A 16,752-nucleotide genomic window follows, 5' to 3' on the forward strand; every position below is an offset into this window, starting at 1 on the left:
CCACCCCAACGAAAGGGAACCATCATGACCACCGAAGCCATCAAGCAGGCAGCCCCCGTCCGGATCGGCGACGCCCAGGTCGGCACCGGCCAGCCCGTGTACGTCATCGGCGAGATCGGCATCAACCACAACGGCGACGTCGACGTGGCCAAGCAGCTCATCGACATCTCCGCTGCAGCCGGCGCCAACGCGGTGAAGTTCCAGAAGCGCACCCCGGAGATCTCCACGCCGAAGGACATGCGCGACAAGATCCGCTCCACCCCCTGGGGCGAGATGACCTACCTGGACTACCGCTACAAGGTCGAGTTCGGCGCCGAGCAGTACCGCGACATCATCTCCTACGCCCGCAGCCAGGGCCTGGAGGCCTTCGCCTCCCCGTGGGATGTCCCCTCGGTCGAATTCATGGAGGAACAGGGCGCGGTGACCCACAAGGTCGCCTCCGCCTCGGTCACCGACCTCGAGCTGCTGCGCGCCCTGCGCGAGACGGGCAAGCCGGTCATCCTCTCCACCGGCATGTCCACGATCGAGCAGATCGACACGGCGGTGGAGACCCTGGGCACCGACAACCTGGTCCTGATGCACGCCACGTCCACCTACCCGCTGCCGCCCGAAGAGGCGAACCTGCGCATGATCCCGACCCTGCAGGAACGCTACGGCGTCCCGGTCGGCTACTCGGGCCACGAGCGTGGCCTGCAGATCTCGCTGGCAGCCGTCGCCCTGGGCGCCGTCACCGTCGAACGCCACATCACCCTGGACCGCACCATGTGGGGCTCCGACCAGGCCTCCTCGCTGGAGCCGAAGGGCTTCGAGTCCCTCATCCGCGACATCCGCATCCTGCAGGATGCCATGGGCGACGGCGTCAAGAAGGTCTTCCCGGGCGAGCTCGCCCCGCTCTCCCGCCTGCGCCGCGTCGACGCCTAGCCCAAGGACCACATGAACACCCCCGTGCTCAGCATCATCATTCCGGCGAAGGACCAGGCTCCATTCATCCGCGACACGATGACGAGCCTCCTGAACCAGTTCGATGATCCGGCGGCACTGGAGGTGGTCTTTGTCGACGACGGCTCCTCCGATGGAACCGGGGAGCTGGTCGGCGCCTTTGCCGACCGGCTCCCCGGACTCCGGATCCTCCGCAACGACGAGGCCCGCGGGCTGGCCACGGCCCGCAACCAGGGCCTGGATGCCGCGCGGGGCACTGCCATTGCGTTCCTCGATGGTGACGACTGGCTGGCCCCGGGACACCTGGCGTACTGCCTGGCCGAACGGGACAGGCTGGACGTGGACTTCGTCCGGGTCGACCACGTCAGGACCACCAACGGGCGCCGGACCATCCACCGGGCACCCCAGGCACGGCGGAACACGGTGTTGGATCCGCGGGACTCGATCCTGCCCCACACCGAGACGACCATGATCGACTACCCCTATGCCTGGGCCGGGCTCTTCCACCGCCGGCTGGCCGATGCCGGGCTGTTGCACTTCCCGGACGGCCTCTTCACGGCCGAGGACCGTCCCTGGATCTGGAAGCTGCACCTGCAGGCCAGCTCCTATGCGGTGCTCAGCTCGCTGGGCATCCTGTACCGGCGCGGCGTCGCCACCTCGTTGACCCAGATCTACGACCGGCGGCAGCTGGACTTTGCCCGCTCCTTCGCCCTGGCCTTCGAGATCGTTGCCGCCGATCCCGAGGCCCAAAGGTACTGGCCCAAGGTGATCCGGCAGTTCCTGGCGGTCGCCTGCCATCATCTCTCCCGCAGCGGCCAGATGACCCCTGAGGTCAAAACGGAACTGGATGCCGCCATCACCGAGACGATGGCCGGCATACCCGACCCCCTGCTCACGCAGGCCCTGGCGGCGCTCGATGCCAAACGGCGCAGGGTCCTGCTTCCCCACCGGCCGGCGGCCTCACGGCCCGCCCGCCACGCCCTGCTCCTGAAAGGGGCCCGATGATCCAGCTGATCGCGGCGTCCACCCTGTTCCAGGTCGCCTCCCTGGCTGCCATGATCGACGCCGATGCCCTGCCCGCCGCCGACGGCGAACGGGTGTTGATGCTGGTCGATGGCTCCCAGCAACCGGAACTCACCGGCGGCATCCAGCACGCCCCCGGCTTCGCCGACCTTGCGCGACGGTTCGACCGCGTCGTGGACCTGGGGGAGCTGGTCTTCCCGCGCCGCCCGGCCCAGTTCAACCCCCGGGACGAGGAGCTCTACCTGTGGGAGCGGCTGATGCGCAGCTACTTCGACCTCGGCGACGAGCGGATCGCGCTGTTCATCGACTCGATCCAGGTCAATCCGGCCCGCGCCATCCTGCGGATCTTCCACGATGCCCCGTTCATGGTCCATTCGGACGGGCTGATGTCCTACGGTCCGACCCGCAACCTCCTGCCTCCGGCCCTGCGCCAACGGCTCGACGGCCTGCTGTACCTGGACCTGGTTCCCGGATTGCAGCCCCTGCTGCTGCGCGAATTCTCCCCCCGGCTGATTCCGGTGCCCACGCGCCCGCTGGCGGAGATCATCACCACCCTGGCGGCATCGACCCCCCTGCGGTGGCAACCGCCCGGCGTGGATCCCCAGGGCACCTGGCGCCCCCGCACCGCCATGATCCTCGGCCAGTACCTGGCCCACCTGGGGCTGGTGGACGACCAGGAGGAGGCGGCCCTGCACCGCGGCATGGTCCTGGAGGCGCAGCGACGCGGTGCGAGCGAGATCATCTTCAAACCCCACCCCTCGGCGGGCCCGGCAGCCGGCCGCGAAATGGAACACGACGCCGCCGAACTGGGGCTGGGCTTCACGGTGCTGCGCGAGCCCGTCCTGGCGGAGGTCGCGGTGGCCATCGTGCGTCCCGACGTCGTGATCAGCTGCTTTTCCACGGCCCTGGTCTCCATCCGCGCCCTGTTCGGCACCGAGTGTGCGGCGGTGGGCACCGAGACGATGCTCGAACGGCTGGCGCCCTACGAGAACTCCAACCGCATCCCGGTCACCCTGATCGACGCCCTCTTCCGGCGTGGCCTCCCCCTGCCCGCGGAAGACCCCGCAGGCCAGCAGGGCGTCCTGACCCGGCTGCTCACCGCCGTCGGCTATTGCATGCAACCCCGGCACCTGGCCGGCGACGACGAGGCGGTCCGCCGGTTCCTGGCCACCGACTACCTGCGCTACCCGGAGTACTTCAAGCGGCGGCGCCTGACCCGGCTGTCCCTGCCCGGCGGCCTGCCTCCACGCACCGGTGCCCTGGGATTCGCCCTGCGGCTGAAGCGGCGCCTGCCGGCGCGCCTGCACACACCGCTGCGGCGCATTCCCCGCCACCTCGTCCCGGGGGCAGCCCGCGTTGGACGTTCCTGATCCCATGGAAACCGCATCGATGCCCTCCCGCACCCGCAGGCACCGGCTGGTCCCGCAGGTCCAGCGGCCCCGGTCCGGCACCGCCCAGGTGTGGGTCGAATCCCCGCTGCAGATGCTCAGCGCCATCGAGGCGCACGGTGCCGGGCTGCTGGGGCGCCGGACCACGATCCACCCGCGCGGGGGCACCGCCGGCATGGACACCACGCTGCACACGCTCATGGGCCAGGCGCCCCTGGGCGTCAGGTTCGGGGAAGCCGGGCTGCAGGTGCCGCCGGCCGGCAGCCGCGGCGTCAACCGCTGGGTGACCGGAGATGCGTTCTCCGGCCGCATCCAACGGGAACTGATGGGCCCCATCCGCGCCGACGAGGTCGTCATCATCGACGACGGCCTGGCCACCGTGAAGCTGTTGGACATCCTGACCAGCAACCGGCCAGTGCCCCTGGTGCGGCCGCGGGCCCCCCGCAGCGCCGCCCGGACGGCCCTGGGCCTGGCGGCCTGGTACCGGTTGCGCTCCCTGGCCCGCAGCGGCCGGCTCATGGCCCTGACCGCCCTGCCGATCCACGTGGAGGTCGACGAGGCCTTCAGGAGCCTCGGCGGGCACCTGGAGCACCACCGCTTCGAATGGCTCAGCACCCAGCCCGTCGCCGAGCAGTTCGTCGAACCCACCATCGTCGTCGGATCCGCGATGGCGGCCGACGGCCTGATCCGGCCGGAGCCCTACCTGGACTGGGTCATCGAGCAGACCGAGGACGGTCCGGTCGGATACTTCCCGCACCGCCGCGAGGAGCCGGGCTTCCTGGACCGGTTGGCCGCGCATCCGCTGATCACCGTGCACCCCAACACGATCCCCGTTGAAATGCGGTTGCGTGGACTCCGCCATGGCCAGAGCGTCCGTGCGCTGCCCTCCACCGTCCTGCCCTCCCTGCGGCTGCTCTTGGGCCCGAACCGTGTGCGGATCATCGGCCAGCCGGTCCCCGGACCCTGGTGGACCCCGGCCGCCTCCGACGCGCTGCGCACCCATTTGAGCAGTTCACTGGAGGACCCCACCTCGTGAGCGAAGCCCCCCCGGCTGCGGGCCGCCCGCGCATCCTCGCGGTCGCCGACAGCGACTCCTACTTCAAGTTCGCCTGCGCCACCCTGCACCGCCTGGGGCCCGGCTGGGACCGCCAGGTGGTCCTGGCCCGGACCCCGATCCTGCCCACCGCCGAACAGCGCGCGTCGGCAGTGGAGGGAACGTTCCTGCAGGACGCCCCGCCCACGCAGGTGCTGCCGCTGGCAGGCCTCGGACCCCTGCTCGACACTGCCGATGTGGTCCTGGCCGCTGCCACGGGGCCCATCGTCCAGGAGGTCTTCCACCGGGTGGCCGCCAGCCATCTGCGCGGTGCACCACGGTCCGCCTCCTCCGAACCGCTGCCCGGCCGCACGACGGCGCTGGTCTCCGCGCTGCCCGGCGTCGCCTACCCGGCCACGGCGAAGGCCATGCGGTTCCGTGCCCTGGGGGATGCCTTCATCACCCACAGCCAGGCCGAGGCCCGGGAATTCACGGAATTGCTCGGGTCGGTGGGCGGCACGCAGGACATCCTGACCGCACGTTTGCCCTTCCTCGGTTCGCGCGGCGAGCCCGTACCGGTGGCGTCGGCGGTGCATTCGGTGGTCTTTGCGGCGCAGGCGAAGTTCCCCGTGGAACGCGGTCAACGCGAGCAGGTGCTGGAGGCCCTGGCCCGGACCCGGCGGGCCCACCCCGACGTCGAGGTCATCGTGAAACTGCGCGCCCGGGCCGGCGAACCGCAAACGCACCGGGAGGAGTTTCCCTTCGACCGGCTCTGGGATGACCTGCTCGCCCGGGGGCGGGTGTCCGCCGGTGAGGTGAAGTTCGTCACCGGACCGATGGCCGGGGTGCTGCGTCCGGGGACCCTGCTGGCGACCGTGTCCTCCACCGCAGTCCTGGAGGCGATCGACCAGGGGTTGCCGTGCCTGGTGCTCGGCGATTTCGGGATCGGCCCCGAGCTCTACAACGGGGTGTTCGCCGGCAGCGGGCTGGTCGGCAGCCTGCGGGATGTGACGGAACTGGCCGTCCGCCACCCGCATTCCGCGTGGTTGCAGGACCACTACTTCCACGCACAGGCCCCGCCGTTGGGGGCGGCCCTGCTCGAGTTGGCCCGGCGCGGCCGTGCCGGCCAGCTCTCCACCTCCCCCGAGGCAGTGGCCGGTGCCCGCCTGTTGGCGCTGCGCAACCGGCTGCGAACTGTGCTGCCCGCACCGGTCCTGCGGTTGATCCGCACGCTGCGTCCCTAGGCACCCCGGCCGGACGGTGATCTGGCCCCGGGAATACCGTGGTGCGTGCGTCACTTAGACTCTTTATGGCCCCAGGCCACTCAAGAAAACTTTCTGCTGTAGGAGACACTGTGTCGGGAAACCCCATTCGGGTCGCAATCATTGGCGTGGGAAACTGCGCCACGTCGCTCATCCAGGGCGTGGAGTACTACAAGGATGCGGACGCGGAGACCAAGATTCCCGGCCTGATGCACGTCGCCTTCGGCCAGTACCACGTCAACGACGTCCAGTTCGTTGCCGCCTTCGACGTCGATGACAAGAAGGTGGGCCTTGACCTGTCCGAGGCCATCACCGCCAGCGAGAACAACACCATCAAGATCGCCGACGTGCCGACCACGGGCATCACCGTCCAGCGCGGGCACACCCTGGACGGCCTGGGCAAGTACTACCGCGAGACCATCACCGAATCACCGGCCGAGCCCGTCGACATCGTCGCCGCGCTGAAGGAATCGCGCGCCGATGTGCTGGTCTGCTACCTGCCGGTCGGCTCGGAGCAGGCGGCGAAGTACTACGCCCAGTGCGCCATCGACGCACACGTCGCGTTCGTCAACGCACTGCCCGTCTTCATCGCCGGCACCCAGGAGTGGGCCGACAAGTTCACCGCCGCGGGCGTGCCGATCGTCGGTGACGACATCAAGAGCCAGATCGGCGCGACGATCACCCACCGCGTCATGGCCAAGCTGTTCGAGGACCGCGGCGTCACGCTGGACCGCACCTACCAGCTGAACGTCGGCGGCAACATGGACTTCAAGAACATGCTCGAGCGCGACCGCCTCGAGTCCAAGAAGGTCTCCAAGACCCAGGCCGTCACGTCCAACACGTCGGCGAAGCTCGGCGCCGACGATGTGCACATCGGCCCGTCGGACTACGTGTCCTGGCTCGATGACCGCAAGTGGGCGTTCGTGCGCCTCGAGGGCCGCAACTTCGGCGACGCCCCGGTCTCGCTGGAGTACAAGCTGGAGGTCTGGGACTCCCCGAACTCCGCGGGCGTGATCATCGACGCCATCCGCGCCGCGAAGATCGCCCTGGACCGCGGCATCGGCGGCCCGCTGCTGTCGGCCTCGTCCTACTTCATGAAGTCCCCGCCGCAGCAGTTCAACGACGAGGCAGCCCACGAGAACGTCGAGGCGTTCATCCGCGGTGACCTCGAGCGCTAAGCGCCCCCGCCCACCGGCCGACGGCGGCCCGCCCCGCGGGGTGGGCCGCCGTCGTCGTTCCTAGAACAGCCCCACGGCGTTCCCGTCGGCGTCCACGTCCATCCGCAGCGCCGCCGGCACCTTGGGCAGCCCGGGCATGGTCATGACCGCGCCGGTCAACGCCACGATGAACCCGGCGCCGGTCTTCGGGATGAGCTCGCGGACCTGCAGCGTGAATCCCTCGGGCGCGCCCAGCAGGCTGGCGTCGTCGGAGAACGAATACTGGGTCTTGGCCATGCAGACCGGAAGGTCGTCCCAACCGTTCTCCACGATCTCGGCCAGCCGTTTGCGCGCGCCGGCGGAGAACTCGACGTCGGCGCCCCCATAGATGTCCCGGACGATCGTGCGGATCTTCTCCTGTACCGGCAGCTCGAGGTCGTACAGGTGGTGGAACCCGGAACCGTGTTCCACCGCCTCGAGCACCTTTCCCGCCAGTTCGGTGGCGCCGTCACCGCCGTGGGCCCACACGTCGGCGACCGCCGCCTCGATGCCTTCCCCGGCGCACCACTGCAGCACCGCGTCCAGTTCGGCGTCCGTGTCCCCGCCGAACTTGTTGATCGCCACCACCGGCGAGAGCCCGAACCGTCCGATGTTGCGCACATGCCGGGCCAGGTTCGGCAGGCCGGCACGCACCGCCTCCACGTTCTCCGGCCCCAGGGAGTCCTTGGGGACACCACCGTGCATCTTCAGGGCCCGGATGGTGGCCACGAGGACGACGGCGGAAGGTGGGCACTGCGCGTAACGGGCCTTGATGTCCATGAACTTCTCAGCCCCCAGATCGGCACCGAATCCTGCTTCGGTGACGACGAGGTCGGCCAGTCTCCGCCCGGTATTGGTGGCGATCGCCGAATTGCAGCCGTGCGCGATGTTGGCGAACGGCCCGCCATGCACCAGCGCCGGGGTACCGGCCATCGTCTGCACGAGGTTGGGCTTGATGGCGTCCTTGAGCAGCAACGTCAGGGCCCCCTGCACCCCCAGGTCGGCCACCGTGACCGGGCGGTGGTCGAACGTGTAGCCAATCGTCATGCGTCCCAGGCGCTCACGGAGGTCCGGCAGATCGGTGGCGAGGCAGAACACCGCCATGACCTCCGAGGCAACGGTGATATCGAAACCGTCCTGGCGCGGCATGCCCTCGGTCGGTCCGCCCAGGCCGATGACGATGCTGCGCAGTGCACGGTCGTTGATGTCCATGACCCGTTTGAAGGAGATCCGCCGGGGGTCGATGCCGAGTTCGTTGCCCTGCTGGATGTGGTTGTCGACCAGGGCCATCAACAGGTTGTTGGCGCTGGTGATGGCGTGGAAGTCGCCGGTGAAGTGCGTGTTGATGTCCTCCATCGGCAGGACCTGCGAATAGCCGCCGCCCGCGGCTCCGCCCTTCATCCCGAAGATCGGCCCCAGGGACGGTTCGCGCAACGCGATCATGGTGCGGGTCCCCGTGGCGGCCAACGCGTCGCCGAGCCCGACGGTCACCGTCGATTTCCCCTCACCGGCGGGCGTGGGCGACATTCCGCTGACCAACACCACCCGGCCGGGCGTCCCGGTGGCCGCCGGCAGGTCTGCCAGGTTGATCTTGGCCTTGTAGCGGCCGTAGTTCTCCAGTGCCTCGGCGGGGATTCCCGCCGCCGCTGCAATGGCCTCGATCGGCTGCAACGTGGCGCGTTGCGAAATGACCAGGTCATTCATCGCCTCGGCATCATCGTGCTGTTTACTGCTGCTGCTCATGTGCCCACGGACCTTTCCGGCCACCGGCCGTCATGTCACGGCGAACCACGTTGTCACGCCGTTCTTCCCCAAGCTACCAGCGATGCACCGTCGTCGTCCCGGGATCACGTCGGGCTATTTAAGCGGCAAAGCCCGCCGGTGAAGCCGGCGGGCTTTGCGGTGGGTCCGGATATGTCAATCATCGTTTTCCTCCTGGTGGTCGGTCGCTGATCTGGCCGGTGGAACCGGCGGCGTACCTGACTACCGGAGGCGGAAGAGCATCTCCGGAGGGAGCTGGGATTCGTGGCTGCTCTTCGGCTGCGGGTTGTACCGGGTGGTCAACCATTGCGGGCTGTTGAGCTTGCTTCGATTCTTCTTCTGCATGTCATTCACCTCCCCGGTGCACGTCGGGGTGGGACGACGCCCGGACGGCCGGCTCAGTGGCCAACGGCCGGGCGCGCAAGACGTCGGGGCCGGTGAGGAAGAGCTCGGCGGAACGGAGGCCGGAGGAGCGGGTGTTGCTGGATTGCGCGGACATCGCTGTTCTTTCGTTCGAAAACCTCTGGAGGGGGAGGCCTGGAACAGCGGCGCTGGTTCTAGCGGTTCGCCGTTCCGGAGGCGGGGACGTAGGCACGATCACGGAATCCGCCAACGTGCGCAGTGGTAGCCACTGCATTGGTGTTTTGGATGATCATCACAATTCCCACCTCCTTCGGTGAACAGGCCGGCAAGCCGGCGGTCAATAGGTCCGCGGATCGAGCTCATCTCATTGAGATGTCTCAATCACAGGTTTAAAACTATCCCAGGTTCGGCCTGGACGCCAGTCCCGAGAGGAAATTCCCCAAAAATACTTTCCGTCGACCGGGGCGTCGGGGCCGACACGCCGTCCCTGGATGGCCGGCCTACAATCCCCAGGCCTCGACCGCCGGGGTTTTCTTGTCCCAACCCATGCGGCAGATCCCTGCAGTCCCCAGCAGGAAGTGGCGTCCTTGCCCGGCGCCCAAACCCAGCCAGGTGGCCGCCAGGATGCGGCTGAAATGACCATGGGAGAAGAGGATGGCGTTGCCACCTCCGGCCAGTTCCGTGCGCACGCGCTGGACAATCCGCTCGGCACGGGCACCGACCTGCTCGATGGCTTCCCCGCCGGGGACGCCCTGGTCCCAGATCAGGTAGCCGGGGTCCTTGGCCCGGATGTCAGCGGAACGCACGCCTTCGTAGTCCCCGTAGTCCCATTCGTGGGCGTCGTCGACGGGTTCCGCGTCGGGAAAGCCAGAGAGTTCCGCCGTCCGGCGCGCCCGAAGCAGGGGGCTGGTGAGGGCCAGATCGAACACCGTCCCGGCGTTGCGGATCGCGGCCAGCGTCTCCCCGGCCCGACGGGCCTGGTCTTCCCCGTGGCCGGTCAACGGCAAGTCGGTCAATCCCGTGTACTGGCCGCTGCGCGACCATTCGGTTTCGCCGTGGCGCACCAGCCACAGACGGGGCAGGTCACTCATCGTCGGTCCTCTTCTGCTCGGTCTCCCGTGTCGTGGCGCGGGCCGCATCCCTGGTTCCGGGTGTCCGCGCGTCGACCTCTTGATCCTGTCCTGCCCACCACTGGAGCAGGGCCGCCGAGGCGGCCTCCGCACCCAGCTGTCCCTGGTCCAGGCGCAATTCCAGGAGGAACTTGTAGGCACGGCCGACGGCCGGTCCCGGCGGGATCCCCAACAGCTTCATGATCTGGCCGCCGTCGAGGTCCGGCCGCATGGCCTGCATTTCCTCCTGCTCGGCGAGCTCGGCGATCCGGCGTTCCAGGTCATCGCAGGCGAACGCCAGGTGTTCTGCCTTGCGCCGGTTGCGGGTGGTCACGTCCGAACGTGTCAGCCGCAGCAACCGCTCAAGGACCGGACCCGCATCGGTGACGTAGCGCCTGACTGCCGAATCGGTCCACCCGGCGTCACCGTAGCCGTAGAAGCGCATGTGCAACTCGACCAGGCGGGCGACTGCCTTGATGGTGTCGTTGTCGAAACGCAGGGCCCGCATCCGCTTCTTGGCCAGCTTGGCACCGACTGCGTCGTGATGGCGGAAGCTCACCGCCCCGTTGGCTTCGAACCTCCGGGTGGCCGGTTTGCCGATGTCGTGCAGCAGCGCCGCGAAACGCAAGACGAAATCGGGGCCGGGCACGGCCCCGTCCGGTCCGGTTTCCAACGCCGCCGCCTGTTCGAGCACCTGCAGGGAATGCTGGTAGACGTCCTTGTGCCGGTGGTGCTCGTCGACTTCCAGGCGCAACGCGGACACCTCGGGCAGCACCCGGTCGGCCAATCCAGTGGAGACCAGCAGATCGACTCCGGCGCGTGGCTGCGCACCGACGATGAGTTTCACCACTTCGTCCCTGACGCGTTCGGCGGAGATGATCTCGATCCGGCCTGCCATCTCCGTCATGGCCGCACGGACCTCGGGAGCGACGGTGACACCCAGTTGGGAGGCGAAGCGTGCCGCGCGCATCATCCGCAACGGGTCATCGGAAAATGAGGCCGCCGGTGTGCCAGGGGTGCGGATGACGCCCTTTTCAAGGTCCGTGAATCCCCCATATGGGTCGACCAGTTCCAGGCCGGGAAGCCGCAGGGCCATGGAGTTCATGGTGAAATCGCGGCGTCGCAGGTCCTCTTCCAAAGAGGTGCCGAAGGCAACGACAGGTTTCCTCGAATCCGCATCGTAGGCGTCCGCCCGGTAGGTCGTCACTTCAATGGTGTGCTCCCCCCGACGCAAGGCAATCGTGCCGAAGGCCCGCCCGACCTCCCAGGTCGCATCCGCCCATCCCGAGACAACGGCCAGCGTCTGGTCGGGGTCCGCATCCGTGGTGAAGTCGAGGTCCGGCGAGACCCGGCCCAGAAAAAGGTCGCGCACGGGGCCCCCCACGAGGGAAAGCTCATGGCCGGCGGCCGTGAAGCGGTCGGCCATCTCGAAGACGACGGCGGGAAGGAGCGCCCTCAGGGCGGTCGGCGCGGGTAGCTGCTGCATAGTGCTTTAAGCTTGTCAGATTTTTCGGCCGGCGCCTGACGCGCGTCATGTGCGGGGCAGACACATGTGCACACCAAAGATGGATAGAGTGGCTTCCATGGCCCATCCAGTACCCCGCGCTCCGAAGCGCACTCCGCTGAACGCCTCCATGGCGTCCGCGCAGCCGGGCCATCACTCGTTGCCCACTGTCGAGGAGGTCTCCTCCGGTGGTGTCATCGTTGATACCTCGCTGCCCGAGCTCCCCGTGGCCATCATCGCCCGGTACAACCGTGGCGGACGCCTTGAATGGTGTCTGCCCAAAGGCCACCCGGAGGGCGAGGAGACCAATGAGGAAGCCGCCGTCCGCGAAGTCGATGAGGAAACCGGCATTGCGGGCCGGGTGCTCGCACCCCTGGGCAGCATCGACTACTGGTTCACCGTGTCCAACTACCGGGTGCATAAGACCGTCCACCACTTCCTGTTGAAGGCCACCGGTGGCGAACTGACGATCGAAAACGATCCCGACCACGAAGCCGTTGACGTCGCATGGGTCCCGATCGCCGACCTCGGGAGGAAGCTCTCCTTCCCCAACGAGCGGCGCATCGCGGAATTGGCCCGCGAAATCCTTCCGCAGCATGGCAACTAAGGCCCCGGCGGACCCCCAGAGCGGTTCACATGCGAAGTCCTATGCCCTCATGGCATCCGGGACCATGGTTTCCCGTGTGCTCGGCTTCGTCCGGACCGCGCTGCTGGCGATTGCCATCGGTGCGAACGCGAACATCGCGGACATCTTCGAAAAAGCCAATGTCATCCCCAACATCATCTTCATGCTGCTGGCGGGCGGCATCTTCAACGTCGTGCTCGTCCCGCAGCTGATCAAGGCCTCCCGGGCCGCGGACAAGGGGTCCGACTACACGAGTCGGCTCATCACGCTGACGGTCGTGGTGATGGGGATCTTCACGGTCCTGCTGACCCTCGGTGCCGGTCCGATCATCACCGTCCTCACCAAGGGCTGGTCCCCGGCGGCCATCGAGCTGGGAACCGCCTTCGCCTACTGGTGCCTGCCACAGATCTTCTTCTACGGCGTCTATGCGGTGGTCGGCCAGGCGTTGAATGCCCACGGCCGCTTCGGTTCCTACATGTGGGCCCCGGTGGCGAACAACCTCGTGCAGATCCTGGTCATCATCTCGTTCATGGTCGCCTTCGGGTCCAATGCGGAGCATCCCCACCAGGTCCAGAACTGGACCGCGGCGCAAACCGTGTGGCTGGCCGGCGGGTCCACACTGGGCATCGCCATCCAGGCGCTGGTGTTGTTCATCCCGTTGGCGCGATCCGGCCTGCGGATCCGCCCCAAGTTCAATTGGCGTGGAATGGGCCTTCGCCACGTCGGCAAGCTGGCCGCCTGGACGCTGGTCTCGATGACCGTCGGCAACGTCGCCTCACTGGTGTATGCGCGCCTCGTTTCCAGCACCGTCGGGGCCCGCGATTCGCTGCCCCCGGCGGAGGCCGCCGCAGTTCCCGGCGAACAGGCACTGAACGCCATGCAGCTGGTGACAGTGCTTCCGCACTCGATTTTCGCCCTGTCCCTGGCCACCGTGCTCTTCAATGAGCTCTCCCGCGCGTTTGCCGACAACGAACGCGAAAAGGTGGCCCCCACGCTGTCCCTTGGATTGCGCACGACGGCGATCCCGGTCGTGTTCGCAACCGTCGCCTTCATGGTCCTGGCCGGCCAACTGGGCCGCCTCTTCGCCGGTTCCGGGGAACACGTGGAAGTCGCGGGTGCCGCCATCGGCCAACTGCTGCTGCTGACCGTTCTGGGGTTGCCCTTCAAGAGCATCCATTTCTTCCTCATACGTGTCTTCTTCGCGGAGGAAGACACCAGGACGCCCATGGTGATCCAAACAGCGATCGCCGTCGTCGGCGTCGTGCTCGCCTATGGCATGGCCGCGGTGTTGCCACCGACCAAGATCGCCTTGGGCATTGCCCTGCTCTTCGGCGTCACCAACATCATCTCCGCGGCACTCGCCCACGTCCTCGTCGTCCGCCGCTACGGTGACTACGGAACACGTGAAGTCGTCGACACCTATATCCGCATCGGATGGTTCTCGGTGGTCTCGGGCGTCGTGGGCACCGTCGTCCTCTGGGCCATGGGCGGCTTCACGAGCGGCTTCGCGTGGCAGAGCATCCTCACCGCATTGGTCACCATTGCCGTTGTCGGCAGCGTCATGGCCATCGTGTTCCTCCTGCTGCTCAGGGCCGCCCGCGTCCCCGAGCTCGAGAATTTCCTGGGACCGCTCGCCCGTCGCATCCCGGACTTGGGCAAAAGGTTGCGCCGATAGGCAACGATGACGTACGACGCGGGCACGGTCACCGGTAGCATGGTCACAGCAAAGCACGAGGGTGCCCAGGTACCCACCACCAATCCCGGGAGTCAATAGTGTCGCAGCCCATCGATGTCGGAACCACCCTTGGGGGCCGCTACAAGGTCACCGAACTGGTTTTGACCTCCGCCGACGGCGACGCCGTCTTGGGCGGGATGGATCAGGTGCTGAACCGCCCGGTCAGCATCCTCGTTGCGGCACCCGAGAACGCCAGCCAGGTGGCGACCAGCGCTCGCGAAATCGCCACGGGTGAGCGATACGGAACCATGCAGGTCCTGGACCTGGGTATTTCGGATGGCAGCACCTACCTCATCACGAATACTGCCAGCCCGGCAGACTTGCTGGATCTGGTCATCCAGCGTGACGCCCCGTTCGTGGAACCCTTCTACACCGACACCCTTGGATCGGAGATTTTCGGCGTGACCCGCAGCGCCGAGCCCGAGGTGTACGAGGACGAAGAGGAATACTGGGAAGAGCTCCAGGCCAATGAAGAGCGCAATGTGGGCGGCCGCGTGGCCAAGCGCCTGACCGGCCTGACCCAGCGCCTGGGCCGGGGCAAGAAGGACGACGCCGTGGCTGGCGCGGCGGCCGCTGCCGCCGCTTCCACGGCGGCGAGCGGTTCCGACGACTCCGCCGACGACAGCACATCGCCAGACACGGAAACCCCGTCACGCGACGAGAACCCGCCGACGGCTCCCGCAGCCAACATCCCTGAGCGGCCCCAGGTGCCGCCGTCCACCCCGACCACCACGGCACAGCCGGTCACACCGGCGGAGCCCGAGGCGCCAACCGGCCAGAATGCAGCAGTGACACATTGGGGTGCTGCCGAGGACGATGTGGAGGACCGCAGTCAGTCTGACGTGGATGTCGACACCGCCAACGGCGAAATCGTCGAACCGTCGACAACCGATGGACACCCGTCCCGCCCTGCACAGGATCCCGTCGAAGAGCGTCCGTACGAACGTCCCGCGGCCGTCTTCCCTGCCGCCGCCCGGAACTACTCGGACACCAGCTCCGAACCGGAGTACGCCGACGACGACCCGGATGACCACGAGCCGGCCGGAAGCAGCAAGATGACACGCCTGCTGGTCGGCGCACTACTCGTCGTGGTCCTCGTGGTGGGTGTTGTCCTTGCATTCAACACCCTCGGGAAAAAGGACACCCCACCGGTCGCCGGCGCATCCAGCCAGGCGGCCACCTCCCAGGGCGGAGCCAGCGACTCAAAAGCCTCGGATTCTGCCTCCGGCGAATCGACGGTGACTCCGGAAATCGCCGGTCTCAAGCGCGTCGTGCCGGGCGCCCAGTCACTGAACGCCGATACCGATTCGACACTGTCAAAGGCCATCGACGGCAGCCAGGGCAGCATGTACCGGTCGTATTCCTATACGACTCCCGAGTTCGGCGGATTCGCCTCGAACATGGTGCTGGTCGTCGAGCTCAAGGAAGAGGCGACTGTCTCGCAGGTGGAACTGACCGGCCTCAATGCAAAGGGCGGCTCCTTCCAGATCAACGTCGGCGACAACGACGACCTGGGCTCAGCGCACGAGGTCGCATCCGGATCCTTCACCGGGCCGACGGTCTCCGTGCCGGTATCGGGAGACGGGGACGCCGGCGTCAAGGGAAAATACGTTTTCATCAATGTGACGGAGCTGCCCCGGCTGGCTTCCCCGTCCAACAGCTCACGACCGTATGGGCTCCAGATTTCCGAGATCAAGGTGTCCTGACGTCCTCTGGGGAATACAGTCCGCCACAACGCCGTTGTGATGACCAAGAGATTGCCAAATTACCGTGTCGGGGTCTTGTATCCCTTCACGGCCTAGACCTGGAGGTACACGCCGCGTGGCCACAGAAACATCCGATGCCATCCGCAATGTCATCATCATCGGTTCCGGTCCCGCAGGCTACACGGCTGCCGTCTACACGGCCCGTGCCAACCTGGAACCGCTCGTGATCGCGGGTTCCGTCACGGCTGGCGGCGAGCTCATGAATACGACCGACGTCGAGAATTTCCCCGGGTTCCGCGAGGGCATTCTCGGCCCGGACCTCATGGACAACATGCAGGCCCAAGCCGAACGCTTCGGCGCCGAAATCCAGTATGAGGACGTTGCCTCGGTCGACCTCTCCGGTGACATCAAGACGGTCACCCTTGCTGATGGAACCGTGTACAAGTCCCTGGCCGTCATTGTCTCGACCGGTTCGGCATATCGGGAGCTGGGCCTGCCGAACGAAAAGCGTTTGTCCGGCCACGGCGTCTCCTGGTGTGCGACCTGTGATGGATTCTTCTTCCGCGAACAGGAGATCGCTGTCATTGGCGGAGGGGACTCCGCCATGGAAGAGGCGCTCTTCCTGACGAAGTTTGCTTCGAAGGTGACCGTGGTCCATCGTCGAGAAGAGCTGCGCGCCTCCAAGATCATGGCCGATCGTGCCCTGGCCCACCCAAAGATCGAATTCGTCTGGAACACCGCGGTGTCCGACGCCGTGGGCACGGAGAAGGTCTCCGCCGTAAAGCTCGAAAACCTGGTGGACGGTGGAGTCTCCGAATTGCCGGTCACCGGTATCTTTGTGGCCATCGGAAACGATCCCCGGACGGACTTGGTGAAGGGACAGCTGGATCTCACTCCCGAGGGAACCATCGCCGTCGACGGCCGGACTTCCAGGACGAATATTCCCGGAGTGTTCGCTGCAGGTGATGTCATCGACCCGACCTACCGTCAAGCTGTCACTGCCGCGGGTTCCGGTTGTGTGGCCGCACTCGACGTCGAGCATTATCTCTCCAGCCTTCCTGCGGCATCAGAACGTGATGCGGCAGTAGCCAATTAGTTTCTTCGAGAA

Annotated in this window: 15 protein-coding genes; 10 read left to right on the forward strand and 5 right to left on the reverse strand. The window is 67.0% G+C overall.

Going from position 1 to position 16,752, the window contains the following annotated elements:
• The first annotated feature begins 24 nt into the window (after nucleotides 1-24).
• From ACN0TP_RS14555 to ACN0TP_RS14580, 6 genes are all read left to right on the forward strand, one after another.
• Nucleotides 25-921: an N-acetylneuraminate synthase family protein gene (locus tag ACN0TP_RS14555; RefSeq protein WP_417220082.1), complete on the forward strand. Its 897-nt coding sequence runs from the start codon at nucleotides 25-27 to the stop codon at nucleotides 919-921.
• 12 nt (nucleotides 922-933) lie between these two features.
• Nucleotides 934-1,944, forward strand: coding sequence for a glycosyltransferase family 2 protein (locus tag ACN0TP_RS14560; RefSeq protein WP_417220084.1), 1,011 nt, complete (start codon nucleotides 934-936; stop codon nucleotides 1,942-1,944).
• Entirely contained in the window at nucleotides 1,941-3,332 is a 1,392-nt protein-coding gene (locus tag ACN0TP_RS14565; RefSeq protein ID WP_417220086.1) for a polysialyltransferase family glycosyltransferase, read from the forward strand. Before ACN0TP_RS14560 ends, ACN0TP_RS14565 begins: the two co-directional genes overlap by 4 nt.
• A gap of 4 nt (nucleotides 3,333-3,336) precedes the next feature.
• Nucleotides 3,337-4,386, forward strand: a complete 1,050-nt coding sequence (locus ACN0TP_RS14570) for a hypothetical protein (protein ID WP_417220088.1) — start codon at nucleotides 3,337-3,339, stop codon at nucleotides 4,384-4,386.
• Nucleotides 4,383-5,627: a DUF6716 putative glycosyltransferase gene (locus tag ACN0TP_RS14575; RefSeq protein WP_417220090.1), complete on the forward strand. Its 1,245-nt coding sequence runs from the start codon at nucleotides 4,383-4,385 to the stop codon at nucleotides 5,625-5,627. Before ACN0TP_RS14570 ends, ACN0TP_RS14575 begins: the two co-directional genes overlap by 4 nt.
• Nucleotides 5,628-5,737: 110 nt before the next feature.
• Entirely contained in the window at nucleotides 5,738-6,823 is a 1,086-nt protein-coding gene (locus ACN0TP_RS14580; RefSeq protein ID WP_417220092.1) for an inositol-3-phosphate synthase, read from the forward strand.
• 60 nt (nucleotides 6,824-6,883) lie between these two features.
• On the opposite strand, the gene ACN0TP_RS14585 is transcribed toward ACN0TP_RS14580, so the two are convergent.
• The 5 genes from ACN0TP_RS14585 to ACN0TP_RS14605 form a co-directional block, all read right to left on the reverse strand.
• Nucleotides 6,884-8,545 carry a formate--tetrahydrofolate ligase gene (locus ACN0TP_RS14585; RefSeq protein ID WP_417220271.1) on the reverse strand — a complete coding sequence of 554 codons (1,662 nt, stop codon included), beginning with the start codon at nucleotides 8,543-8,545 and terminating at the stop codon, nucleotides 6,884-6,886.
• A gap of 279 nt (nucleotides 8,546-8,824) precedes the next feature.
• The gene (locus ACN0TP_RS14590; RefSeq protein WP_417220094.1) at nucleotides 8,825-8,947 is read right to left on the reverse strand and encodes a hypothetical protein; all 123 of its coding nucleotides are present in this window, start codon (nucleotides 8,945-8,947) and stop codon (nucleotides 8,825-8,827) included.
• 1 nt (nucleotide 8,948) lies between these two features.
• Nucleotides 8,949-9,101, reverse strand: a complete 153-nt coding sequence (locus ACN0TP_RS14595) for a hypothetical protein (protein ID WP_417220096.1) — start codon at nucleotides 9,099-9,101, stop codon at nucleotides 8,949-8,951.
• A 364-nt stretch (nucleotides 9,102-9,465) separates the two neighbouring features.
• Entirely contained in the window at nucleotides 9,466-10,056 is a 591-nt protein-coding gene (locus tag ACN0TP_RS14600) for a histidine phosphatase family protein (RefSeq protein ID WP_417220098.1), read from the reverse strand.
• Complete coding sequence (locus tag ACN0TP_RS14605; protein WP_417220100.1) at nucleotides 10,049-11,560, reverse strand: CCA tRNA nucleotidyltransferase; 1,512 nt, start codon at nucleotides 11,558-11,560, stop codon at nucleotides 10,049-10,051. Before ACN0TP_RS14605 ends, ACN0TP_RS14600 begins: the two co-directional genes overlap by 8 nt.
• 97 nt (nucleotides 11,561-11,657) lie before the next feature.
• Here ACN0TP_RS14605 and ACN0TP_RS14610 point away from each other — a divergent pair, with 97 nt between their 5' ends.
• The 4 genes from ACN0TP_RS14610 to trxB all read left to right on the forward strand — a co-directional run bounded on the left by ACN0TP_RS14610 (nucleotide 11,658) and on the right by trxB (nucleotide 16,740).
• Nucleotides 11,658-12,185 carry an NUDIX hydrolase gene (locus ACN0TP_RS14610; protein ID WP_417220101.1) on the forward strand — a complete coding sequence of 176 codons (528 nt, stop codon included), beginning with the start codon at nucleotides 11,658-11,660 and terminating at the stop codon, nucleotides 12,183-12,185.
• Nucleotides 12,175-13,878: a murein biosynthesis integral membrane protein MurJ gene (gene murJ / locus ACN0TP_RS14615; RefSeq protein ID WP_417220103.1), complete on the forward strand. Its 1,704-nt coding sequence runs from the start codon at nucleotides 12,175-12,177 to the stop codon at nucleotides 13,876-13,878. Before ACN0TP_RS14610 ends, murJ begins: the two co-directional genes overlap by 11 nt.
• Nucleotides 13,879-13,976: 98 nt before the next feature.
• On the forward strand, nucleotides 13,977-15,644 hold the full coding sequence (locus tag ACN0TP_RS14620; protein ID WP_417220104.1) for a hypothetical protein: 1,668 nt from the start codon (nucleotides 13,977-13,979) through the stop codon (nucleotides 15,642-15,644).
• A 115-nt stretch (nucleotides 15,645-15,759) separates the two neighbouring features.
• Complete coding sequence (gene trxB / locus ACN0TP_RS14625; protein ID WP_417220105.1) at nucleotides 15,760-16,740, forward strand: thioredoxin-disulfide reductase; 981 nt, start codon at nucleotides 15,760-15,762, stop codon at nucleotides 16,738-16,740.
• Nucleotides 16,741-16,752 lie beyond the last annotated feature (12 nt).

The organism is Arthrobacter sp. (assembly GCF_048266065.1).
Lineage (GTDB): Bacteria > Actinomycetota > Actinomycetes > Actinomycetales > Micrococcaceae > Arthrobacter_H.